We start from the raw sequence: 18,019 nt of genomic DNA, 5'->3' as shown, positions 1-18,019 counted from the left end.
CGAAGACGCTCACGCGCTGAGGCGAGAAGGCCCACGCGCTGCGGCGAGAAGACAGCGGTGCGGCCGGGAGGGACGACGGCGCCGGGTCGTGGCGGGTCTCGCGGGAGCGGGCCGAGGGACGAGGCCCGCGGATGGTAGACCCGGCGCCGTCGTCCCTCCCGGGCACACCCCGAACCACGGGAGACCCGCGCTCAGCGCTGCGTGCCGAAGAAGTCCCGCAGGAGCTGTCCGCACTCGTCCGCCCGCACGCCCGGCACGACCTCGACCTCGTGGTTGGCGGACTGGTCGCGCACGAGGTCCCACACCGAGCCCGTCGCGCCGGCCTTCGGGTCCCACGCGCCGAGCACGAGCCGCCCGACCCGCGCCAGGACGAGCGCCCCGGCGCACATGACGCACGGCTCGAGCGTCACGACGAGCGTGCACCCCTCGAGCCGCCACGTCCCGAGCGTCGCGGCGGCCTGCCGCAGCGCGAGGACCTCGGCGTGCGCCGTCGGGTCGCCGGTCTCCTCGCGGCGGTTGCGGCCCGCTCCCAGCAGGCGCCCGTCCGGCCCGACGACGAGCGCCCCCACGGGCACGTCGTCGCTCGCGAGGGCGTGGGTCGCCTCGTGCAGCGCGAGCCCCATGAGCGCGTCCCACACCTGGCGGCGGGCGGAGAGGGTGGCCGGCGGGAACGACCCCTCGGACCACGGGAGGGCGAGGCCAGGGCGGGACGCGTCGCCGAGGTGGGGGTCGTCGTCGGGCACGGGACCTCCGGAGCTGTCGGCGGAACGCCGCCCCAGGGAGCGGCAGGGGAGCTGGCAGACCGGAGCCGTCCCGGACGTGTCAGCCGTCCACCAGGCTAGACCGACGTGACGCTGACGACCCGCGCCGGCAGTCCAGTACCGTGGAGGCCATGCGCCTGCACGTCGCCGACCACCCTCTGGTGGCCCACAAGCTCACCGTCCTGCGGAACAAGGACACGGCGTCGCCGACGTTCCGGCTCCTCGTCGACGAGCTCGTCACGCTCCTCGCGTACGAGGCGACGCGCGAGGTGCGGGTCGAGCCGCACGAGATCGAGACGCCGGTCACGACGACCGTGGGCGTGCGGCTCGCGGAGCCGCGTCCGCTCGTCGTCCCGATCCTGCGCGCGGGGCTCGGGATGCTGGAGGGCATGACGCGGCTCCTGCCGACCGCTGAGGTCGGCTTCCTCGGCATGCAGCGCGACGAGCAGACCCTCGAGGCGGTCACGTACGCGAACCGCCTGCCCGAGGACCTCACGGGTCGTCAGGTGTTCCTGCTCGACCCGATGCTCGCGACGGGCGGCACCCTCGTCGCCGCGATCGACTACGTCTTCGCGCGCGGGGCGCGTGACGTCACGGCCGTGTGCCTGCTCGCCGCTCCCGAGGGCCTCCAGGTGCTGCAGGCCGCCGTCGGCGACCGCGTGGACGTGCACGTGGTCGTGGCCTCCGTCGACGAGCGCCTCAACGACAAGGCGTACATCGTGCCCGGCCTCGGGGACGCGGGCGACCGCCTGTACGGCGTCGTCTGACCCCTCCGACCCCGCCGGGCCCGCACGGCGAGACGATCTCGTCCCGCATCGTGAGACTTTCCACGCTTGCTCTTGGCGGTGCTGCCCGCGCCCTGCCATGCTGCATTTCGTGAGCACCTCGACCCGTCCCGCCAGCACGCCGTCCGGCGTGCTCCCGGGCGCGGTCATGTGCGTCTGTTGTCAGGCCTGAACGCACCTTCCCGTCTCGTTCAGACCCTGACCCGCCGACCCGCCGGATCCCCGGTGCCGCCGTCGGCCCGACGCACCCGGAGCCACCATGACCACGCTCACCGCACCCCGCCCCACGCACCGCCACCCTCGCGCGGCCGCCGTCCCGACGCCCCACGGCGCCCCGCCCCGCACGGCACCGGCAGCACAGCCCGGGGTCGTCAGCCCGACCCCTCCCCGTCGCAACCCCGGCTTCGTGCTGTACGTCGGCGTCGACGCCGCACCGGGCGAGACGCCGGCCGCCGAGCTCGTCGAGCTCGCGGAGGCCCTCGGGGAGCTCGCCCGCGACTGGCTGCCCAGCGCCGAGACGTACACCGCCCTCGCCCTCGCCGAGCCCAGCCGCGCCCTCGACGCCGGGCAGCGCTCGCCGGTCCAGGACATCGCGGCGTTCCGCGAGCGGCTCGCGACCCTGTCGCCCGTGCCGCGCGTGGTCATCGACCCCGTGGACCGGTCGGTGACCGTCGAGGGACGACGCACACGCCTCACGCACCGCGAGCTCGAGCTGCTCTCCTACCTCGCGCGCTCGTCCCACCGCGTCGTCACGCGCGCGGAGCTGCTCGACACCGTGTGGGGCGACCACGCCGTCGCGGCGGGCAGCCGCACCATCGACGTCCACGTCCGTCGTCTGCGGGAGAAGCTCGGCCTGGAGCACGTCATCACGACCGTGCGCGGCCTGGGCTACCGGTTCGACCCGCAGACCCCCGTCGTCCTCGGCAGCGCGGGGGACGCCGCCTGAGGACCCCGAGCTGCCGGGCCGCGGGACGACGTGGGGGTACGTGAGCTCCCGCAGGCCCGGCAGCGCTCTCCCGCCCCGCGCGTCACGAGATCCTGCCGACGCGCACACGCGCCCCAGCGGCGATACGTTCGGCCCATGCGCACAGTCATCGCGGGAGGTCACGGCCAGGTCGGCCGTCGCCTGGCCCGGACCTTGGTGGAGCGCGGCGACGACGTGGTCGCGTTCGTCCGCTCCGCCTCGCAGATCACGGACCTCACGGAGATCGGCGCGCACGTGGCTCTCGTCGACCTCGAGGAGGACGACGCCGTCGCCGTCTCGTTCGAGCTGGAGGGCGCGGACGCCGTCGTGTTCGCCGCCGGCGCGGGGCCCGGGAGCGGCGCCGAGCGCAAGGACACCGTCGACCGCGCCGGGGCCGCTCTCCTCGCCGACGCCGCCGAGCGCGCAGGGGTCGAGCGCTACGTCCTGGTCTCGTCGCGCGGCACGGAGGCTGCGCGGGCGGACGAGCGCCCCGACGGGGTCGACGACACCTTCTGGGCCTACCTCCGGGCCAAGGCCGCCGCGGAGGACGACCTCCGCGCGCGCGACGGCCTGCGGTGGACCGTCGTGCGACCGGGTCGCCTCACCGACGAGCCCGGCGTGGGGCTCGTCGCGCTCGCGCCGGTCGAGGACGACGGGGGCCGCCCACGAGGCAAGCGGCGCAAGGCGGGTGCCGGTCGCGAGGAGGTCACGCGTGACGACGTCGCGCTCGTCATCGCGGAGGTGCTCCACGAGCCGCGCACCGCAGGCCTGGTGATCGACCTGGTGGGAGGCGACCGCCCGGTCGAGGAGGCCCTCGCAGGCGTTCTTGCGTGACGCCTCCTGGACCGGTCCTCCCGTCACGGTCGCCGGATCGCCCGGCCACCGCTCGACGGTGGGTCAGCCCTTGCCGTGCCCGCTCTCGCCGCAGGGCGTCCCGCGCTCCCAGAACAGGCGGAGCAGGTCCCGGTCGGGCCTGATGCCGATGCTGCCGTTGCGTGCCTCGTAGGTGAGTCCCCCGTAGGACACCGTGGCCGAGTGGGGGTACCACACGTCACGCTGCCACTCGGTGGCGCACTGCGGTGCCACGCTGAACGGGTCGACGGTCAGCTTCTGCGTCCCGGCGTCCGTGTGGACGACGTACGACGCACCGGACCACGGCGCCTCGCCGAGCTCCACGGTGCGGACCTCGCGCGCCGCGAGGTCCCAGGACCCCTTGCCCTGGCCCGTGACCCGGAAGGTCACCGGCACGTTCGAGCCCGAGTTGTCGAGCAGTGCCGACACCGCACGGTAGGAGTGCCCGCGGCTCTCGTCGTAGTACGCGTCACCGAGGACCAGCTCCACGGTCGGCTCCACGACGGCGCAGTCGACGGCGTCGACGTGCACCGTGAGCGCCTGCGTGAACGTGCTGCCGAGGTGGGTGCGGGAGAGGTCGAAGGTCACCTTGCCGGGCTTGACGGACAGCGCGCCCGAGTCGACGTCCGCGCTCGCCGCCTGGCCGGGTGCGACGTCCCCGAGGTCGTGCGTGCCCCACGGCGTCGTGGCGACGACGCGCACGGTCTCCGCGGAGTCGTTGTGCAGGCTCGCCGTGAGCCAGACGGTGTCACCCGTGCACCGGGCGTTCACGGTCGCCGTCGCGGACCAGTCCGGCTCGTACGCCGCGCGGCCGTACCGCGCCGTGAGGCCCGTGTCCTGGAAGCCCTTGCCCTGCACCCAGCGGTACTGGCGGAACGACACCGCGCCGGGCTTCACGTCGAGCGACTTCGTGTCGATCGTGAACGTGGCGCTCTGCCCGGGCGCGATCTTCTGCACGGGCGCCGAGTCTCCGAACGAGCCGCCGAGCATGCGCCCGTCGATCGTCTCGGGCGAGTCGTTCGTCAGCGTGCCGACGATCTTGACCGATCCGTCCTGCCACCGGGTCTCGACGGTCGCCGTCGTCGCCCAGCTCGGCACGTACGTGAACGCGTCGTAGGACCTGGTGAGGTCGTGCGTCCCTCCGGTCGCGTCCGTCCGCTCCGCGCGGAACGTCGCCGACCCGGCGGGCAGGTCGCGCAGGCGCGTCCCGATCGTGAGGGTCGCGGTCGTGCCGGGCGCGACCTCGACGGGCTCGGTGCTGCCCAGTGCGCCCGCGTCCAGGACGACCCGCAGGGTCGCCGCCCGGTGGTCGTTGCGGAAGGTGCCCGTGAGCACGGCCGACCCGGTCCCGGCGTCGACGACCCAGCCGGACGACACCGCGCCGTCGACGGACCAGGCGAAGCAGTCGACGCCGGCGACGTCGTGCGTCGCGAGCGGCGCGCCGTCGGCGAGCACCACGAGGGTCGTCGCGTCGCTGCCGACACCGCCCGGCACCTGGACGTCGCGCACCGCACCACCCCGCACGGAGACCGTGACGTCGTCGCGACCCTCGACCGAGAACACCGCCGGCACCGTGGACGCCGAGTTGTCGAACCGCAGCGACACCGGCGCGGACGACGAGTCCGTCGCCGGGTCGAACACGCACTCGCCCACGCCCGGCGCGGCCGCCGCCGACGGCGCGTACCGCACCGCCGCGAACGCCGCCGACACCTCGCGGGACGTCTCGGACCCGTCGAGCCGCGCCACCCGGAACGTCACCTCACCGGCCGCGACGTCCCGCGAACCCGTGTCGACCGAGAACGACACCTCCGCACCCGGCGCGACCTCCACGGCCTCCGTGGTGCCCAGCTCTCCCGCGTCCATCACGACGCTCAGCGGCGCCACCGCGTGCCCGTTGCGGAACGTGCCGTCGACGACCACTGAACCGGTCTCCGCCGACCACCGCGACGCCGCCGAACCTCCGACCGACCACACGAAGCAGTCCACGGCCGGGACTCCACGGGCGACGGACCGCGCACCGTCGGTCCGCACCGTGTACGAGACCGGGGCCGCACCGGCGCGCGGCAGGTCGACGTCGAGAGAGGTCCCCGCAGGGACGGTCCGCGCGACGCCGGCGTGCCCGTCGACCGAGAACACAACGGGCAGCGTCGACGCGGAGTTGTCGTAGCGCAGCGCGACGGGCGCCGACGACGTGTCCGTCGCCGGGTCGAACACGCACTGCCCGACGGTCGGCTCGGCGACGGCCGGCGCGATCCGCTGCTCGTCGAGGAGGATCGGCAGAAGGCTCTGGTACCCCTTCGAGTCGCCGTCGGCATCCGTGTGGAAGCGGTACTGGCGCAGAACCGCGTTCCCCCGCGGGGTCTCGCGCAGGCCGGTCTCCAGGACCATGGCGCCGGCGCCGCCCTCGGCAGAGAGCTTGGCGGCGTCCGAGTCCGCGACGTCGTCCCACGTGCCGCCCGTCGGGGCGAGCAGGCGCACGTCCATCGCCACGTCGGTGTCGTTGACGACGTCGGCCGTGTACCGGACGGTGCCGTCCACGTTCTCCGCCGTGACGCCGACGTCCGCTGCGGTGAGCCACGTCGGGTCCCAGCAGTCCAGCGCGGCGAAGGACCCGGCGTCGAGACGGTGCTCGAACGTCTCGTCCGCGATCGTCGTCGAGAGCACCAGGGCGGCGGACCCGGCGGGGAACCGCACGCCGTCGTCCACGCGCAGCTCGCCGGTCTCACCACGTGCCAGGACCGACGACGCGCCCGACCCCGCCGCCTCGGCGGTGACCGTGAGGTCGTCGTAGGCCGTCGTGTTGGTGTACTCGGCGTGGATCGACGCGCGCTCCCGGTCCTCCGGCACGCCGCACCGGGGCACGACCGGGTCGGTCAGCCCGTCCTCGGCGCCGGCCCAGGCCTCGGCGACGTCCAGCACGACGGTCGTCGCGCCGTCGTGCGCCTCCGCCGCGTCGCCGCTGACCGTCACCGTGTGCCGCGCACCGTCGACGTCCGCGGCGTCCGCGAGCAGGTCGACGGCGAAGCTCGTCCGCTGCTTGGGCGCCAGCTCGGCCTCGGTGGAGCACGAGACCACCGAGCGGTCGTCGGCTCGGCACGTCCACCCGTCGGCACGCTGCGCGCCGTCGTCCTCGGTCACGAGGACGACACCGTCCGGGAGCGCGAACTCGACCGAGGGCTGGCGCGCGACCTTGTCGCCCGCGTTGCGCACCTCGAGCGCCATGTCCACGGTCCCGGGGTTCGTCAGCGCGAACGCACGGCCCTCGGTGTACAAGGCGGCGACCCGCACCTCGGCGCCGTAGTAGCCGACGGACGTCGGCTTGAACGCCTTGCGGACGGGCTCCACGCCCTTCGCCCGTGCGACACCGTGGAAGAAGTACTCGCCACCGGACTGCGCCGTCACCTGGACCACGAGCTCCTGGCTCGCACCGGGCGACAGCACGCCGACGGAGCAGGTCACCAGGCTCGTCCCGTCCGCCTGGGGCGCCGCGCTCCCGCACGGCAGCGCCGCGGCCCGGATCGCGGGCGCCACGGACGCGCCGCCCGTGACGAGCGACGAGCTGCCCGTCGCGACCCCGTCCGGCAGGGTCAGCTCGACGAGCACCTCCTCCGCGTCCCGGCCGCCGGTGTTGGACGCGATGACCGTGAGGTCGGCGGGCTGGCGCGCGGCGAGCGTGACCGTCCCGAGCGAGAGCTCGAGCGCGGGCGGCGCGGGCGGAGGGGGCGGCGGATCGGTGGGGGCCGGCGTGGGATCCACCGGGGCCGGCGCGGGCACGACGGGCGACGGAGCAGGCTCGACCGGGGTCGTGCCCGGGTCGACCGGCGACGCAGCCGGGACGTCGGTGACCGGTGCGGCGTCCTCGCCCGGCTGCGCCTCCGGGGTCGTCGGGTCCGTGGCGGGGATGTTCGTCGGCGACGTGGGGTCCATCGACGGGTCCGTGGGTGCCGTGGACGGTTCGGTCGTCGCGGAGCCGGAGGGCTCCGGCGAGGCGCTGGGCGACGGGCTCGTCGCGGCCGTGGGCTCGGGGGTCGGGGTGTCGTCGGGCGTGAAGACGCCCAGCGCACCCGCGACACCGAGCCCCGCCACGGCGAGGACTCCGACGCCGACGGCCGCGGCCGCGAGGGGTGCGGACGCGACCAGCGCGGCGAGGCCGCCGGCTGCTGCGGCTGCGCCCGCGCCGCCGGCCGCCACGGTGGCTCCCGCTGCCGACGCACCCGCCGCAGCGACCCCGGTGCCGGCTGCGCCACCGCCCACCACGACGCTCCCCGCGGCCCCGGTACCAGCGGCCGCCCCGCCACCGCCGACCGCGCCGGCGCCGCCGGTCGCGGCTCCACCGGTTCCCGCTGCACCACCGGTTCCCGCTGCACCACCGGAACCCGCGGTCCCGCCGGACGCCGTGCCTCCGGAACCGGCCGCGCCGCCGGAGGCGCCCTGACCCGCCCCGGCGCCGGCGAGGGCCGCGGCCGCACCGCCAGCCACCGCGGCCCCGCCGGACACCGGCAGCGCCGTCCCGACGAGTCCCAGCGCGCCGATCCCGAGGACCAGGGGCGCGATGACCGCCCGCATGCCGTGCGAGACGTCGCCGAGCTCGAGCACGAGCCCGCGGCACTCGCCGCAGCCGTCGAGGTGGCTCTCGACGCGCGCCGTCTCGCGCTTCGCGAGCCCGCCGCGCACGTAGGAGCCCAGCAGGGGGTTGACGCCCTGGCACTCCTCGGCGGGCACGGACGTCAGGTGCTGCTGGAGGTAGGCCTGGCGCAAGCCCTCGCGCGCCCGGTAGGACAGGGCGGAGACACCGTTCGCGGTGAGCCCGAGGATCGGTGCGATCTCTGCGGGCGGGAGGTTCTCGACCTCCGTGTACCAGAGGACGGCGCGCCACCGCTCGGGGAGCTCGGCATAGGCCTTCGCGACGATCGATCGCTCGAAGCCCTCGAGCGTGGGGTCCTCCGTCGAGGCCATCGGCCCGAACGCGGACTCGAAGGTCCGCTCGTCGTCCGTGGGCTGGGTGCGCCGGGCACCGTTGACGAGGTCGTAGGACAGCCGGCGGACGACGGTGAAGAGGTAGGCGCGGAACGTGACGTCCGGTCCGCCACCGTTCTGCAGGACCGAGAGCGTGCGGGCGAACGCGTCGGAGACGACGTCGTCGGCGTCGACCGTCGAGCGGACGTACTGCCGTGCCACGGAGTGCGCCGCGGCCGCGTGCCTCTCGTACAGGGCACCGTAGGCGCTCGGGTCGCCACCGCGCACGGCGGTGATGAGCTCGGCGTCGCTCAACGCCTCGCCCCACACCTGTGTTCGCGCCTCAGTCATGCCACCGCCCTGGACTTCGTCCTGCTGCAGCAAGACGTACGACGGTGCTCATGGTAGACGCCTGTCCAGGTTCCAGGGAGGGGGTCCAGCAGATCCACCCCGCAGGGGGGTGAACCGTCCCGCTTCGTCCCGTCTTTACCCGCTACCCGGAGTCTGTTTCACCCGCTGCAGCACCTCACCGAAGATTCTCGTCGAAACCGCGTCATGAGGGAGCCTCCCGAGCGTCTCATGTACATGGAACACATCCAGGGGTACGCCGCGCCTGCCCCGGAGCTGTTGCGCGAGGCCTGGCGCGAGAGGAGCGTCGAGACCGTCTGGCTGCGCCCCGGCGACTGGTACCACCCCGCCGTCGACGCGCTGACCGAGGCCGTGGTCGAGCGGAACGACGTCTCCCCGGCCGCGGAGCGGCTGGGGCAGGCCCGCGGCGAGGCCGGCGTCGGCATCGGCGAGGCGATCGACGACGTGGCGTGCCTGTACCGCTCGCACGACCGCGAGCCCGACCTCGAGCTCCTGCGCGCCGTCGCGGTCGGGTGGGCGGAGGGCTACGCCGCGACCCCGGTCTCGCCGGAGGTCCTCGACCCGGAGTCCGGTCTCGCGACGCCGCAGTACCTGACGCACCGGCTCCGGGAGACGTACGGCGCGGCGCAACGCTCGGGCGTCCCCGTCGGCGACACCCACGGGCTGCTCGTGGTGGACGTGGCCGTCGACGACCTGACGGGGTGGCAACGCTTCGCCCGGTCGGCGGCGATGGGTCGTGCGCTCACGCAGACCTTCGGGGACGGGCACCCCATGGCGTCGCTCGGCAACGGGTTGTTCGTCGTCCTCGGTGAGCGCCTCGTCGACGGCGAGGCGGTCCGGGCAGAGCTGCGCCGTCGCATCGAGCGCACCGGGCTCTCGCTCGGCGTCTCCGCGATCCTGCGCCGCCCGCCGCGCCTGTGGACCGAGCCGCTGCCGGGGACCCACGCGGCCGCCGTCGCGCTGCTCGACACGCTGCAACGCTGAGGCGAGACGGCCGGGCGCGACGACGCCCCGGCCGGGCGGGCGAGCGCTCGGTCCGGGGCGTCCGGGGGTGGGGCGTCACTGCGGTCCGGTGGGTGACCCGACCGCCGGCGAAGAGGCCCGCGCGTCAGCGCGGGGTGAAGGTCAGGCAGTCCGCGCTGATCTCGCTCGACGGGCCCGCACCGACGCGGATCGACGGGGCCGAGCACTCGAGCGACTCGTTGTGGACGCACTCGGTCCGCTGGCACGCGCCGACGTGGGCGAGGACCTTCTCGAGCCCGCCCTTGGTGCCGAGCGGGATGAAGGTCGCGCACTCCGCGTCGCCGACGTGGCCGGCGATGGTCACGGCGCCAGCGTGGCACCCGTGGTCGTGGTTGTACCCGCACCCGTCGATGGAACACTCGACGACCTGGGGCATCTCCATGAGGCTGCTCATCGTTGTCTCCTCGCTCCGAGGACCCGGGGGGCCGGGCTTCCGTTCTCCACGGTATTCCCGGAATTCCCCGGTGTATAGCAAGCAAGGCCTCACTAACAATTCCTCGAAGAATGCTCTTTAGCGCACGTCATTCTTTCGAAATTGTCGCGGCCGGGCGCGGCGGAGCTCAGTCCGCAGGACCCGCCGGACGCCAGATGACGAGCGCACGCGCCTCGGCGTGCTCGGCGAACGTCTCGCGCAGCGCGTCGTCGACGCCACGGCGCACGCTGCGGCCGCGCGGCACCACGACGACGTCGCCGCTCGCCGCCGCGGCGAACACCCGCCCGCCCGGCTCGACGCGGGCCGAGAGCGCCTCGAGCCGGCGCTCGAGGCGCTCGACCTGCGACTCCAGGGCGAGGATCCGCTGGATCCCGGCGAGGTTGATGCCCTCGTCGTGGCTGAGGCGCTGCACCTCGCGCAGCTTCGCGACGTCGCGCAGCGAGTAGCGGCGTCCGCGCCCGGCGGCGCGGCGCGGCACGACGAGCCCGAGGCGGTCGTACTGGCGCAGCGTCTGCGGGTGCATGCCCGCGAGCGTCGCCGCCTGGGAGATGACCAGGACGGGCGCGTCCTCGGGGACGCCCTGCCCCTCGCGCGACGCCATCCCCGTCACTCCGCCGCCTGGCGCGCGAGGTCCGCGCGCACGTCGTGCCCGTCGGTCTCCGCGGCGAACGCCTCGACGGCCTCGCGCGCAGCCTTCGACAGCTTCTGCGGGACGGCCACCTGGACCGTCACGAGCAGGTCGCCCGTGCCCTTGGCGGTCTGCACCCCGCGCCCCTTGACGCGCAGGGTCCGGCCCGACGGCGTGCCCGCCGGCACCTTGACCTTGACCGTGGACCCGTCGAGGGTCGGCACGGAGATCGTCGCGCCGAGCGCGGCCTCCGCGAACGTCACGGGGACGCTCACGCGCAGGTTGGTCCCGTCGAGCGCGAACACGGGGTGCGGCGTGACGCGCACGGTGACGACGAGGTCACCGGCCGGTCCCCCGGCGCTGCCCGGGCGCCCCTTGCCGCGCAGGCGGATCTTCTGTCCGTCCCGCACACCGGGCGGGATGCGCGTCGCCACCTGGCGGCCGTCGACGGTGAACGTGACGGTCGAGCCCTCGACCGCCTGCCGGAAGGGCAGCGTCGTCGCGGCGGCGACGTCGGCCCCGGCCTGCGGCCCGCCGAAGCCCTGGCCTGCGAACCGCTGGCCCCCGCCCCCACCGCCGAACATCGACCCGAGGATGTCCTCGAACCCGGCGCCGCCCTGGCCACCGGTCGAGTAGCGCACGCGCCCTCCGCCCGGGGCGCCGCCGAACATCCCGCCGAACACGTCCTCGAAGCCGGCGCCGCCGGCGCCGCCCGGACCCGCGGAGAACCGGGCACCGCCACCCGCCATCGCCCGGATCGCGTCGTACTGCTCGCGCTCCTTCGGGTCGGACAGGACGGCGTAGGCCTCGCCGATCTCCTTGAACTTCGCCTCCGCCGCGTCGTCACCCGGGTTCTGGTCGGGGTGGTACTGGCGGGCGAGCTTGCGGTACGCCTTCTTGAGCGCGGCGTCGTCGGCGTCCTTGGGGACGCCGAGCACGGCGTAGAAGTCCTTCTCCATCCAGTCCTGGCCGGTCACGGCGCCTCCCTCCGGGTCGTGTCTCGTGTGCTCGTGGGTCTGTCCTTCGTGCGGTGCTGCGGGTGCTTCCGGTCGTGATCGTCCCGTGCCCGACGACGGGGCGCACCTTCGCGCGGAAGGTGCGCCGCGCCGTCGGGCACGAGGGTGGTGCTACTCCGGGCCGACGACGGAGACGCGTGCGGCACGCACGACGCGCTCGCCGATGCGGTAGCCCGGCTCGATCACGAGGTTGACCGTGGTGGCCGTGGCCCCGGGCTCGGTCTGGTGCATGAGCGCCTCGTGGACGGTCGGGTCGAACTCCTCGCCGACCGTCCCGTAGCGCTGGACGCCGAACCGCTCGAGGCTCGCGTCGAGCTTGTCCGCGATCGCGGCGAACGGGCCCGTGAGCTCGCCGTGCTGGCGGGCGCGGTCCACGTCGTCGAGCACGGGCAGGAGCGCGGTCAGCACGTCCTCCACGCCCTTGGCGCGCGCGGCCTCCTGGTCGCGCAGCGCCCGGTTGCGGTAGTTCGTGAAGCTCGCGCGCTCGCGCTGGAGCGACTCGAGGTGCTGCGCCGCCTCGGCCTTCGCGGCCAGGACGGCGGCGTCGACCTCGGCCTCGCCCGAGGGCTCGAAGTCGAGCCCTTCGAGCGGGTCGGTCCCCGTCTCGTCGCCGGCACCGGCCGACGCGTCGGACGCGGGACCGGCCGCCGGGCCGGCCCCGGCCGCGCTCTCGCGCGGCCGGGCGGTCTCCGGGTCGACCTTGCGCTTGTCGGTGAACTGGAAGGGCTTGTCCTCGGGACCCTGACCGGTCTCGCCGGCCTGCTCCTCGGGGCCCCGTGCGTCGTCCGACGTCACTTCTTGTCGTCCTCGTCGTCCACGATCTCGGCGTCGACGACGTCCTCGTCAGGCGCCGAGCCCGCGCCCGCCGCGGCGGTCGCGTCGTCCTGTGCCGCCCCGGGGTTGCCGGCCGCCTGCTCCTGCTCGGCCGACGCGTAGAGCGCCTGGCCGATCTTCTGCGAGGACGCGACGAGCTTCTCGTGCGCGGACTTCACCGCAGCGGCGTCCTCGCCCTCGAGCGCGGACTTCACCGACGCGATGTCGGCCTCGACCTCGGTGACGACGTCGGCCGGGAGCTTCTCCTTGTTCTCGGAGACGAGCTTCTCGGTCGAGTACACGAACGCCTCGGCCTGGTTGCGGGTCTCCGCCTCCTCGCGACGCTTCTTGTCCTCGGCCGCGTGCTCCTCGGCCTCCTTGACCATGCGGTCGATGTCGTCCTTGGGCAGCGCCGAGCCGCCCGTGATCGTCATCTTCTGCTCCTTGCCGGTGCCGCGGTCCTTGGCGCCGACGTGGACGATGCCGTTCGCGTCGATGTCGAACGTGACCTCGATCTGCGGCACGCCGCGCGGGGCCGGCGCGATGCCGGTGAGCTCGAACGTGCCGAGCGGCTTGTTGTCGCGCGCGAACTCGCGCTCGCCCTGGAAGACCTGGATGAGCACCGACGGCTGGTTGTCCTCGGCCGTCGAGAAGATCTCGCTGCGCTTCGTCGGGATGGCCGTGTTGCGCTCGATGAGCTTGGTCATCACGCCGCCCTTGGTCTCGATGCCGAGGGACAGCGGGGTCACGTCGATGAGCAGGACGTCCTTGCGGTCGCCCGAGATGACACCGGCCTGCAGCGCGGCACCGACGGCCACGACCTCGTCCGGGTTGACGCCCTTGTTGGGCTCCTTGCCGCCCGTGAGCTCCTTGACGACGTCGGTCACGGCGGGCATGCGGGTGGAGCCACCCACGAGCACGACGTGGTCGATGTCGGAGACCGAGACGCCCGCGTCGGAGATGACCTTGTGGAACGGGGCCTTCGTCCGGTCGAGCAGGTCCTGCGTCATCTGCTGGAACTGCGCACGCGTGAGCTTCTCGTCCAGGTGGATGGGGCCGTTCTCGCTCATCGAGAGGTACTGCATCGAGACGTTGGTGCTCGTCGCGGACGAGAGCTCCTTCTTCGCCTGCTCGGCGGCCTCGCGCAGGCGCTGCAGGGCGATCTTGTCCTTGGACAGGTCGACGCCCGAGCTGTTCTTCACCTGCTTGATGAGGTGCTCGACGATGCGCTGGTCCCAGTCGTCGCCGCCGAGGCGGTTGTCGCCCGACGTCGCGCGGACCTGGATCGTGGAGAAGTCGTCCTCGTCCTTGCCGACCTCGAGGAGCGAGACGTCGAACGTACCGCCGCCCAGGTCGAAGACGAGGATGAGCTCGTCCTCCTTGCCCTTCTCCAGGCCGTACGCGAGCGCGGCCGCGGTGGGCTCGTTGACGATGCGGGTCACGTTGAGGCCCGCGATCTGGCCGGCGTCCTTGGTCGCCTGGCGCTCGGCGTCGTTGAAGTACGCGGGGACCGTGACGACCGCGTCCGTGACGGGCTCGCCCAGGTACTCCTCGGCGTCGCGCTTGAGCTTGCCGAGGATGCGCGCGGAGATCTCCTGCGCGGTGTACTTCTTGTCGTCGATCTCGACGTCCCAGTCGGTGCCCATGTGGCGCTTCACCGAACTGATGGTGCGGTCGACGTTCGTGACGGCCTGACGCTTGGCGACCTCGCCGACGAGGACCTCGCCGGTCTTGGAGAACGCGACGACCGACGGCGTGGTGCGCGAACCCTCGGCGTTCGCGATGACCGTGGGCTCGCCGCCCTCCAGGACGGCGACGACCGAGTTGGTGGTTCCGAGGTCGATCCCGACTGCTCGTGCCATGTGTGCTGCCTCCGTGGTGGTGTGGATGCCCGACGGCGCTACGTCACGCCGGGCGGTCCGGGTTGAGTCTGCTTCACTCAAGGTAGGCACCCGATCCCCGCTCGCGCAAGTTTCGAGGCCCCAACTTGAGTCTGTTTGGCTCAACCCTGCTCGGTGGGCGATCTATTCCCACCGCTCCTCGGCCACGGTCAAGGTTCATGAGCGAGCCTTCACCGTGTATCGAGGCCGGAGGGGGTAGCCGTGCGGGCGAGAGTCAGACGGCGCGCAACGTCGTCGACGGCCTGGTCGACGTCGGCGTGCTGCAGCCCTCGGGCGGGCGGTTCCGGCGCGCCGAGGTCTACCAGGCGTCCGCTCTGCTGCAGATGATGGACCGGCTCGTCCCGGGCATCCAGCCGACCGCGCCGCCCGCACCGCGACCGCAGGAGTGAAGCGCCGGTAGCTCGGAGTCGTCCTACGGACTCCCCTCCTCGGCACGGTCGGCCTGCGGCTCGCTGCCGACTGGGGGGTTGAGGAGCTCCCAGTGCCCTTCGGAGACGACCCGGGCCACGCCGTCGACCACCGCGATCGCCGTCTGGTCGTCGATCGCGTACGCCGGCCCGGGGATGTCCGTCCCCCATCGGCGCGCGCTGTCGGTGGTATTGCCGGACCAGCCCGGGTAGTCCAGGTGCGGGAAGATCGAGAAGTCGACGACACCCAGCGCCTCGTCCGTGCCGTCCGGGTCCCAGTCGAGGAACTCGCGACCGGTACGAGGCGTCATCACCATGCTGCCGGCGCTCACCCCGACCCACACGGTGCTGCGCAGCGACGGGAGCAGGTCAGCCAGCCCGGACTCCCGCATCCAGTGCGCGAGGTAGATCGCCTCGCCGCCGTCGACCAGCAGGACGTCCGCGTCGCGGACCCACGGAACCCAGCGGTCCTCGGCGATGCTCGGCAGCGCGGTGAGCTCGAGCACGCCCACCGACCTCCACCCCAGCCCGGTGAGGCTCGGCCCGTCCGGCCGCTGGTCGGCGGTCGAGCTCCACACCGACGCGGGCGTGCACGCGGGCTGGCCCCACTGCGCCGTCGGGACGAACAGGGCGCTGGACTCCTCGATCGGCTTGCCCAGCAGGTCGACCAGCGCGTCGCGGATGCTCGTGTTCGTGACTCCGCCGGAGGTGAGCAGCAGCTTCATGACGAGCCGCCCTGTGCCCGGGAGCCCGCGGGCCGGCTCGCCGGAGACCGCTCGTCCCCGTCGCTCACGACGCCCCCTGCTCTCTCACACCCGCTCGACGCCGTCGGCCTGCGGCCCCCGGTCGCTCTGACGAATCTTGAAGCGGACGCGGTCGCCCTCCTCCAGGACCTCGGCGCCCCGCACGACCGACACGTGCACGAACAGGTCCGCACCCCCGGCGTCGGGCGTGATGAAGCCGAAGCCGCGGTCTGCGTCGTATCGCGCGACGGTGCCCTCGCCTCCGCGCACAGGCGCGCCGGATCCCGAGGGACGGCTCGACCGACCGCGATCGGTGGCGGCGCGCGCCCCTCCGGAGCCGCGCACGAGCTGCACGTTGCGGGCGTTCGGCCCCTTGTCGCCGGCGACGACGTCGTACGTCACGCGCGCACCCTCGGCGAGCTCGGTCAACCCCGGGCCGAGCGCACTGACGTGCACGAAGACGTCGTCGCCACCCCCGTCGGGAAGGACGAACCCGAAGCCCTTGGTGTCGTCGTACCAGGACACCGTGCCGTCCGCGCCGTCCGACGTCGGCCGTGCGACCTCCGCCGCCAGCGGCAGCAGGTGATCCGCCTGTGGCCCCTTCTCCCCCTCGACGACGAGGAACGCGACCCGCTGCCCTTCCGAGATCACGCCGCCGCCGACGATGGCCGAGCTGTGCACGAAGACCTCGGCGCGACCGTCGTCGGGCGTGACGAAGCCGTACCCCTTGGCCGGCTCGTACCAGGTGACGGTGCCGAGCACGCCCGCGGGCGCGTCGGCGGCCCGGTCGCCCGTGACACGGACGCGGCGCGCCTGCGGGCCGCGGTCACCCTCGCCCACCTCGAACTCGACGACCTGCCCCTCGCGCAGCAGCTTCGGGCCGTCGTCACCGACGATCTCGGACGCGTGCACGAACAGGTCCTCGGCCTCGTTCCCGAGGTCGATGAAGCCGAACCCTCGGTCGGCGTCGAACCATCGGACAGTTCCCTGGGGCACCTTGTGAACTCCTTGTCTCGGCGAAGATTGCTGTCACCCCAGTGTCCCTGACCAGAACCGCAGACGGGTCGCTGGTCGCGAGTCGACGGACGCGGCGGTGATCAGCTCTCCCGGTCGCCGATGACCGGACGAGCGACCTCGACGACCTCGAGCAGACCCTCGAGGCCCGCGAAGTCGTCAGGGTTCGTCGTGCAGAGCGGGAGATCGTTGACCGCCGCGACGGCAGCGATCATCAGATCGGCCACGCGGCGCTGCGGTGTCCTGCCCGCACCGCGAACGGCTGCGCAGATCCTGCCGAAGGCGCGGGCGGCCTCGGCGTCGAACGGTATCGGGTCGAACTCGTGCTCCGCCCGCTGCAGGACGTCGGTGCGCCGCGCCCGCTCGTCCCGTGCGGCGGTGTCGTCCCCGCCCACCAGATGAACCCCGGCCGCGAGCTCGGCGAGCGTCACAGCGCTGATCGCGACCTCCTCGGGCAGAACGCTCGTGTCGATGGACCGCCGGAGGACCAGGATGTCCGTATGGAGCAGCCCGCGCCGCACCTCAGCGGGCATACGGGTCGTCCAGGTCCGTCCCCGCCAGCGCCTCCTGGTCGGCACGGAACGCGTCGAGGTCCATCGCCGGAGCCGTGCGGGAGAGCGCCGCGAACTCCGCCCGGGGGACGAACCGACGGCTCCGTCGGAGCGGGACGAGCTCTCCGATCCCGCGGCCGTCCCGGGTCACCGTGAAGCCCTGACCGTGCTCGACGGCGTCCATGATCTCCTTCGAGCGCATGCGCAGGTCTCGCTGGCTGACCTCGGGCCGGAGCGACATGGCAAGATCCTAGCGCGCACGTGCTACGGCGTGCCATCGAGTAGCACGGCAGCGCATACCCGCGCCCTCCACGGCGCGGGATCCCCCGGTGCCGCACCACCCGCCGTGCCTCAGGCGGCGCGCAGCACCAGGAGGAACTGCCCGCCGCCCGGCTCGACCTGCGTCGTGACGGCCAGGCCGGGGGCCAGGCGTGACAACCGGTCCACGAGCCAGGCCGCGGCCTGGTCGGCGTCCGCGCGGCTCGGGCAGCGGGCCACGACCTCGCGCCCTCCCTTGCGACCGAGGCGCTCCACCGTCGCCACGATGGGCGCGGGGTCGACGACGAAGAGGTCGGGAGACCACGGCACGACCGGCGCGACCGCTCCCTTGCGCGTGTTGCAGGCGCGGTGCGCGAGCCGCTCGGTGCCCGCCGCGGGCTTCTTCGCCTTCTTCGACGTCGTGGCGCCGAGGTCCACGCTGGGCCCGAGGTCGGAGTTCACCGAGGCGTCAGGGTCCACCGGCTCGTCGCACAGCCAGCAGCGCCACGAGTCCCGGTCGCCGACCGTGCTGAGGTTGCTCATAC

17 protein-coding genes are annotated in these 18,019 nt (G+C 73.6%); 5 read left to right on the top strand and 12 right to left on the bottom strand.

What is annotated here, in order from left to right:
* Positions 1–191: 191 nt before the first annotated feature.
* Positions 192–743, bottom strand: a complete 552-nt coding sequence (locus ACZCLJ_RS16070; RefSeq protein WP_463104475.1) for a nucleoside deaminase — start codon at positions 741–743, stop codon at positions 192–194.
* A 149-nt stretch (positions 744–892) separates the two neighbouring features.
* Here ACZCLJ_RS16070 and upp point away from each other — a divergent pair, with 149 nt between their 5' ends.
* The 3 genes from upp to ACZCLJ_RS16055 all read left to right on the top strand — a co-directional run bounded on the left by upp (position 893) and on the right by ACZCLJ_RS16055 (position 3,344).
* Positions 893–1,528, top strand: a complete 636-nt coding sequence (upp, locus tag ACZCLJ_RS16065) for a uracil phosphoribosyltransferase (protein WP_251149940.1) — start codon at positions 893–895, stop codon at positions 1,526–1,528.
* Positions 1,529–1,805: 277 nt separating this feature from the next.
* Positions 1,806–2,492, top strand: a complete 687-nt coding sequence (locus ACZCLJ_RS16060) for a winged helix-turn-helix domain-containing protein (protein WP_463104474.1) — start codon at positions 1,806–1,808, stop codon at positions 2,490–2,492.
* A gap of 135 nt (positions 2,493–2,627) precedes the next feature.
* Entirely contained in the window at positions 2,628–3,344 is a 717-nt protein-coding gene (locus ACZCLJ_RS16055) for an NAD(P)-binding oxidoreductase (protein WP_463104473.1), read from the top strand.
* 63 nt (positions 3,345–3,407) lie between these two features.
* Here the strand turns inward: ACZCLJ_RS16055 and ACZCLJ_RS16050 are convergent, their stop codons facing one another.
* The gene (locus ACZCLJ_RS16050; RefSeq protein ID WP_463104472.1) at positions 3,408–8,669 is read right to left on the bottom strand and encodes a sigma-70 family RNA polymerase sigma factor; all 5,262 of its coding nucleotides are present in this window, start codon (positions 8,667–8,669) and stop codon (positions 3,408–3,410) included.
* A 204-nt stretch (positions 8,670–8,873) separates the two neighbouring features.
* On the opposite strand from ACZCLJ_RS16050, the gene ACZCLJ_RS16045 reads away from it, so the two are divergent.
* Entirely contained in the window at positions 8,874–9,671 is a 798-nt protein-coding gene (locus ACZCLJ_RS16045) for a hypothetical protein (protein WP_251149936.1), read from the top strand.
* A gap of 124 nt (positions 9,672–9,795) precedes the next feature.
* Here the strand turns inward: ACZCLJ_RS16045 and ACZCLJ_RS16040 are convergent, their stop codons facing one another.
* The 5 genes from ACZCLJ_RS16040 to dnaK all read right to left on the bottom strand — a co-directional run bounded on the left by ACZCLJ_RS16040 (position 9,796) and on the right by dnaK (position 14,462).
* On the bottom strand, positions 9,796–10,104 hold the full coding sequence (locus ACZCLJ_RS16040) for a DUF1540 domain-containing protein (RefSeq protein WP_251149935.1): 309 nt from the start codon (positions 10,102–10,104) through the stop codon (positions 9,796–9,798).
* 166 nt (positions 10,105–10,270) lie between these two features.
* The gene (locus ACZCLJ_RS16035) at positions 10,271–10,744 is read right to left on the bottom strand and encodes a heat shock protein transcriptional repressor HspR (RefSeq protein ID WP_463104471.1); all 474 of its coding nucleotides are present in this window, start codon (positions 10,742–10,744) and stop codon (positions 10,271–10,273) included.
* Between the two features lie 5 nt (positions 10,745–10,749).
* Entirely contained in the window at positions 10,750–11,748 is a 999-nt protein-coding gene (locus ACZCLJ_RS16030; protein ID WP_463104470.1) for a DnaJ C-terminal domain-containing protein, read from the bottom strand.
* Positions 11,749–11,898: 150 nt separating this feature from the next.
* A complete protein-coding gene (grpE, locus tag ACZCLJ_RS16025; RefSeq protein WP_251149932.1) occupies positions 11,899–12,582 on the bottom strand; it encodes a nucleotide exchange factor GrpE in 684 nt (227 codons plus the stop codon).
* Positions 12,579–14,462 carry a molecular chaperone DnaK gene (dnaK, locus tag ACZCLJ_RS16020; RefSeq protein ID WP_463104469.1) on the bottom strand — a complete coding sequence of 628 codons (1,884 nt, stop codon included), beginning with the start codon at positions 14,460–14,462 and terminating at the stop codon, positions 12,579–12,581. Before dnaK ends, grpE begins: the two co-directional genes overlap by 4 nt.
* Positions 14,463–14,659: 197 nt before the next feature.
* On the opposite strand from dnaK, the gene ACZCLJ_RS16015 reads away from it, so the two are divergent.
* Positions 14,660–14,890 (top strand): hypothetical protein, encoded by a 231-nt coding sequence (locus ACZCLJ_RS16015; protein WP_463104468.1) that lies wholly within the window; start codon positions 14,660–14,662, stop codon positions 14,888–14,890.
* A gap of 23 nt (positions 14,891–14,913) precedes the next feature.
* On the opposite strand, the gene ACZCLJ_RS16010 is transcribed toward ACZCLJ_RS16015, so the two are convergent.
* The 5 genes from ACZCLJ_RS16010 to ACZCLJ_RS15990 all read right to left on the bottom strand — a co-directional run bounded on the left by ACZCLJ_RS16010 (position 14,914) and on the right by ACZCLJ_RS15990 (position 18,017).
* Positions 14,914–15,633, bottom strand: coding sequence for a Type 1 glutamine amidotransferase-like domain-containing protein (locus tag ACZCLJ_RS16010; protein ID WP_463104467.1), 720 nt, complete (start codon positions 15,631–15,633; stop codon positions 14,914–14,916).
* Positions 15,634–15,717: 84 nt separating this feature from the next.
* Positions 15,718–16,647 (bottom strand): cold-shock protein, encoded by a 930-nt coding sequence (locus tag ACZCLJ_RS16005; RefSeq protein ID WP_463104466.1) that lies wholly within the window; start codon positions 16,645–16,647, stop codon positions 15,718–15,720.
* Between the two features lie 101 nt (positions 16,648–16,748).
* Positions 16,749–17,198, bottom strand: coding sequence for a PIN domain-containing protein (locus ACZCLJ_RS16000; RefSeq protein WP_463104465.1), 450 nt, complete (start codon positions 17,196–17,198; stop codon positions 16,749–16,751).
* The gene (locus ACZCLJ_RS15995) at positions 17,188–17,457 is read right to left on the bottom strand and encodes a type II toxin-antitoxin system Phd/YefM family antitoxin (protein WP_463104464.1); all 270 of its coding nucleotides are present in this window, start codon (positions 17,455–17,457) and stop codon (positions 17,188–17,190) included. Before ACZCLJ_RS15995 ends, ACZCLJ_RS16000 begins: the two co-directional genes overlap by 11 nt.
* Positions 17,458–17,567: 110 nt before the next feature.
* The gene (locus ACZCLJ_RS15990) at positions 17,568–18,017 is read right to left on the bottom strand and encodes a hypothetical protein (protein ID WP_463104463.1); all 450 of its coding nucleotides are present in this window, start codon (positions 18,015–18,017) and stop codon (positions 17,568–17,570) included.
* Between the last annotated feature and the right edge of the window lie 2 nt (positions 18,018–18,019).

It is taken from the genome of Cellulosimicrobium sp. So1_17 (assembly GCF_055181235.1).
The sequence above is the reverse complement of the archived record's forward strand: the minus strand, read 5'-3'. Positions and strand labels throughout refer to the sequence as shown.

Bases quoted from the DNA above. Each gene is read 5' to 3' on its own strand.
- upp (WP_251149940.1), top strand. From the start codon at position 893: ATGCGCCTGCACGTCGCCGACCACCCTCTGGTGGCCCACAAGCTCACC.
- ACZCLJ_RS16060 (WP_463104474.1), top strand. From the start codon at position 1,806: ATGACCACGCTCACCGCACCCCGCCCCACGCACCGCCACCCTCGCGCG.
- ACZCLJ_RS16055 (WP_463104473.1), top strand. From the start codon at position 2,628: ATGCGCACAGTCATCGCGGGAGGTCACGGCCAGGTCGGCCGTCGCCTG.
- ACZCLJ_RS16050 (WP_463104472.1), bottom strand. From the start codon at position 8,669: ATGACTGAGGCGCGAACACAGGTGTGGGGCGAGGCGTTGAGCGACGCC.
- ACZCLJ_RS16045 (WP_251149936.1), top strand. From the start codon at position 8,874: ATGAGGGAGCCTCCCGAGCGTCTCATGTACATGGAACACATCCAGGGG.
- ACZCLJ_RS16040 (WP_251149935.1), bottom strand. From the start codon at position 10,104: ATGAGCAGCCTCATGGAGATGCCCCAGGTCGTCGAGTGTTCCATCGAC.
- ACZCLJ_RS16035 (WP_463104471.1), bottom strand. From the start codon at position 10,744: ATGGCGTCGCGCGAGGGGCAGGGCGTCCCCGAGGACGCGCCCGTCCTG.
- dnaK (WP_463104469.1), bottom strand. From the start codon at position 14,462: ATGGCACGAGCAGTCGGGATCGACCTCGGAACCACCAACTCGGTCGTC.
- ACZCLJ_RS16015 (WP_463104468.1), top strand. From the start codon at position 14,660: ATGAGCGAGCCTTCACCGTGTATCGAGGCCGGAGGGGGTAGCCGTGCG.
- ACZCLJ_RS16010 (WP_463104467.1), bottom strand. From the start codon at position 15,633: ATGAAGCTGCTGCTCACCTCCGGCGGAGTCACGAACACGAGCATCCGC.
- ACZCLJ_RS16000 (WP_463104465.1), bottom strand. From the start codon at position 17,198: ATGCCCGCTGAGGTGCGGCGCGGGCTGCTCCATACGGACATCCTGGTC.
- ACZCLJ_RS15995 (WP_463104464.1), bottom strand. From the start codon at position 17,457: ATGTCGCTCCGGCCCGAGGTCAGCCAGCGAGACCTGCGCATGCGCTCG.
- ACZCLJ_RS15990 (WP_463104463.1), bottom strand. From the start codon at position 18,017: ATGAGCAACCTCAGCACGGTCGGCGACCGGGACTCGTGGCGCTGCTGG.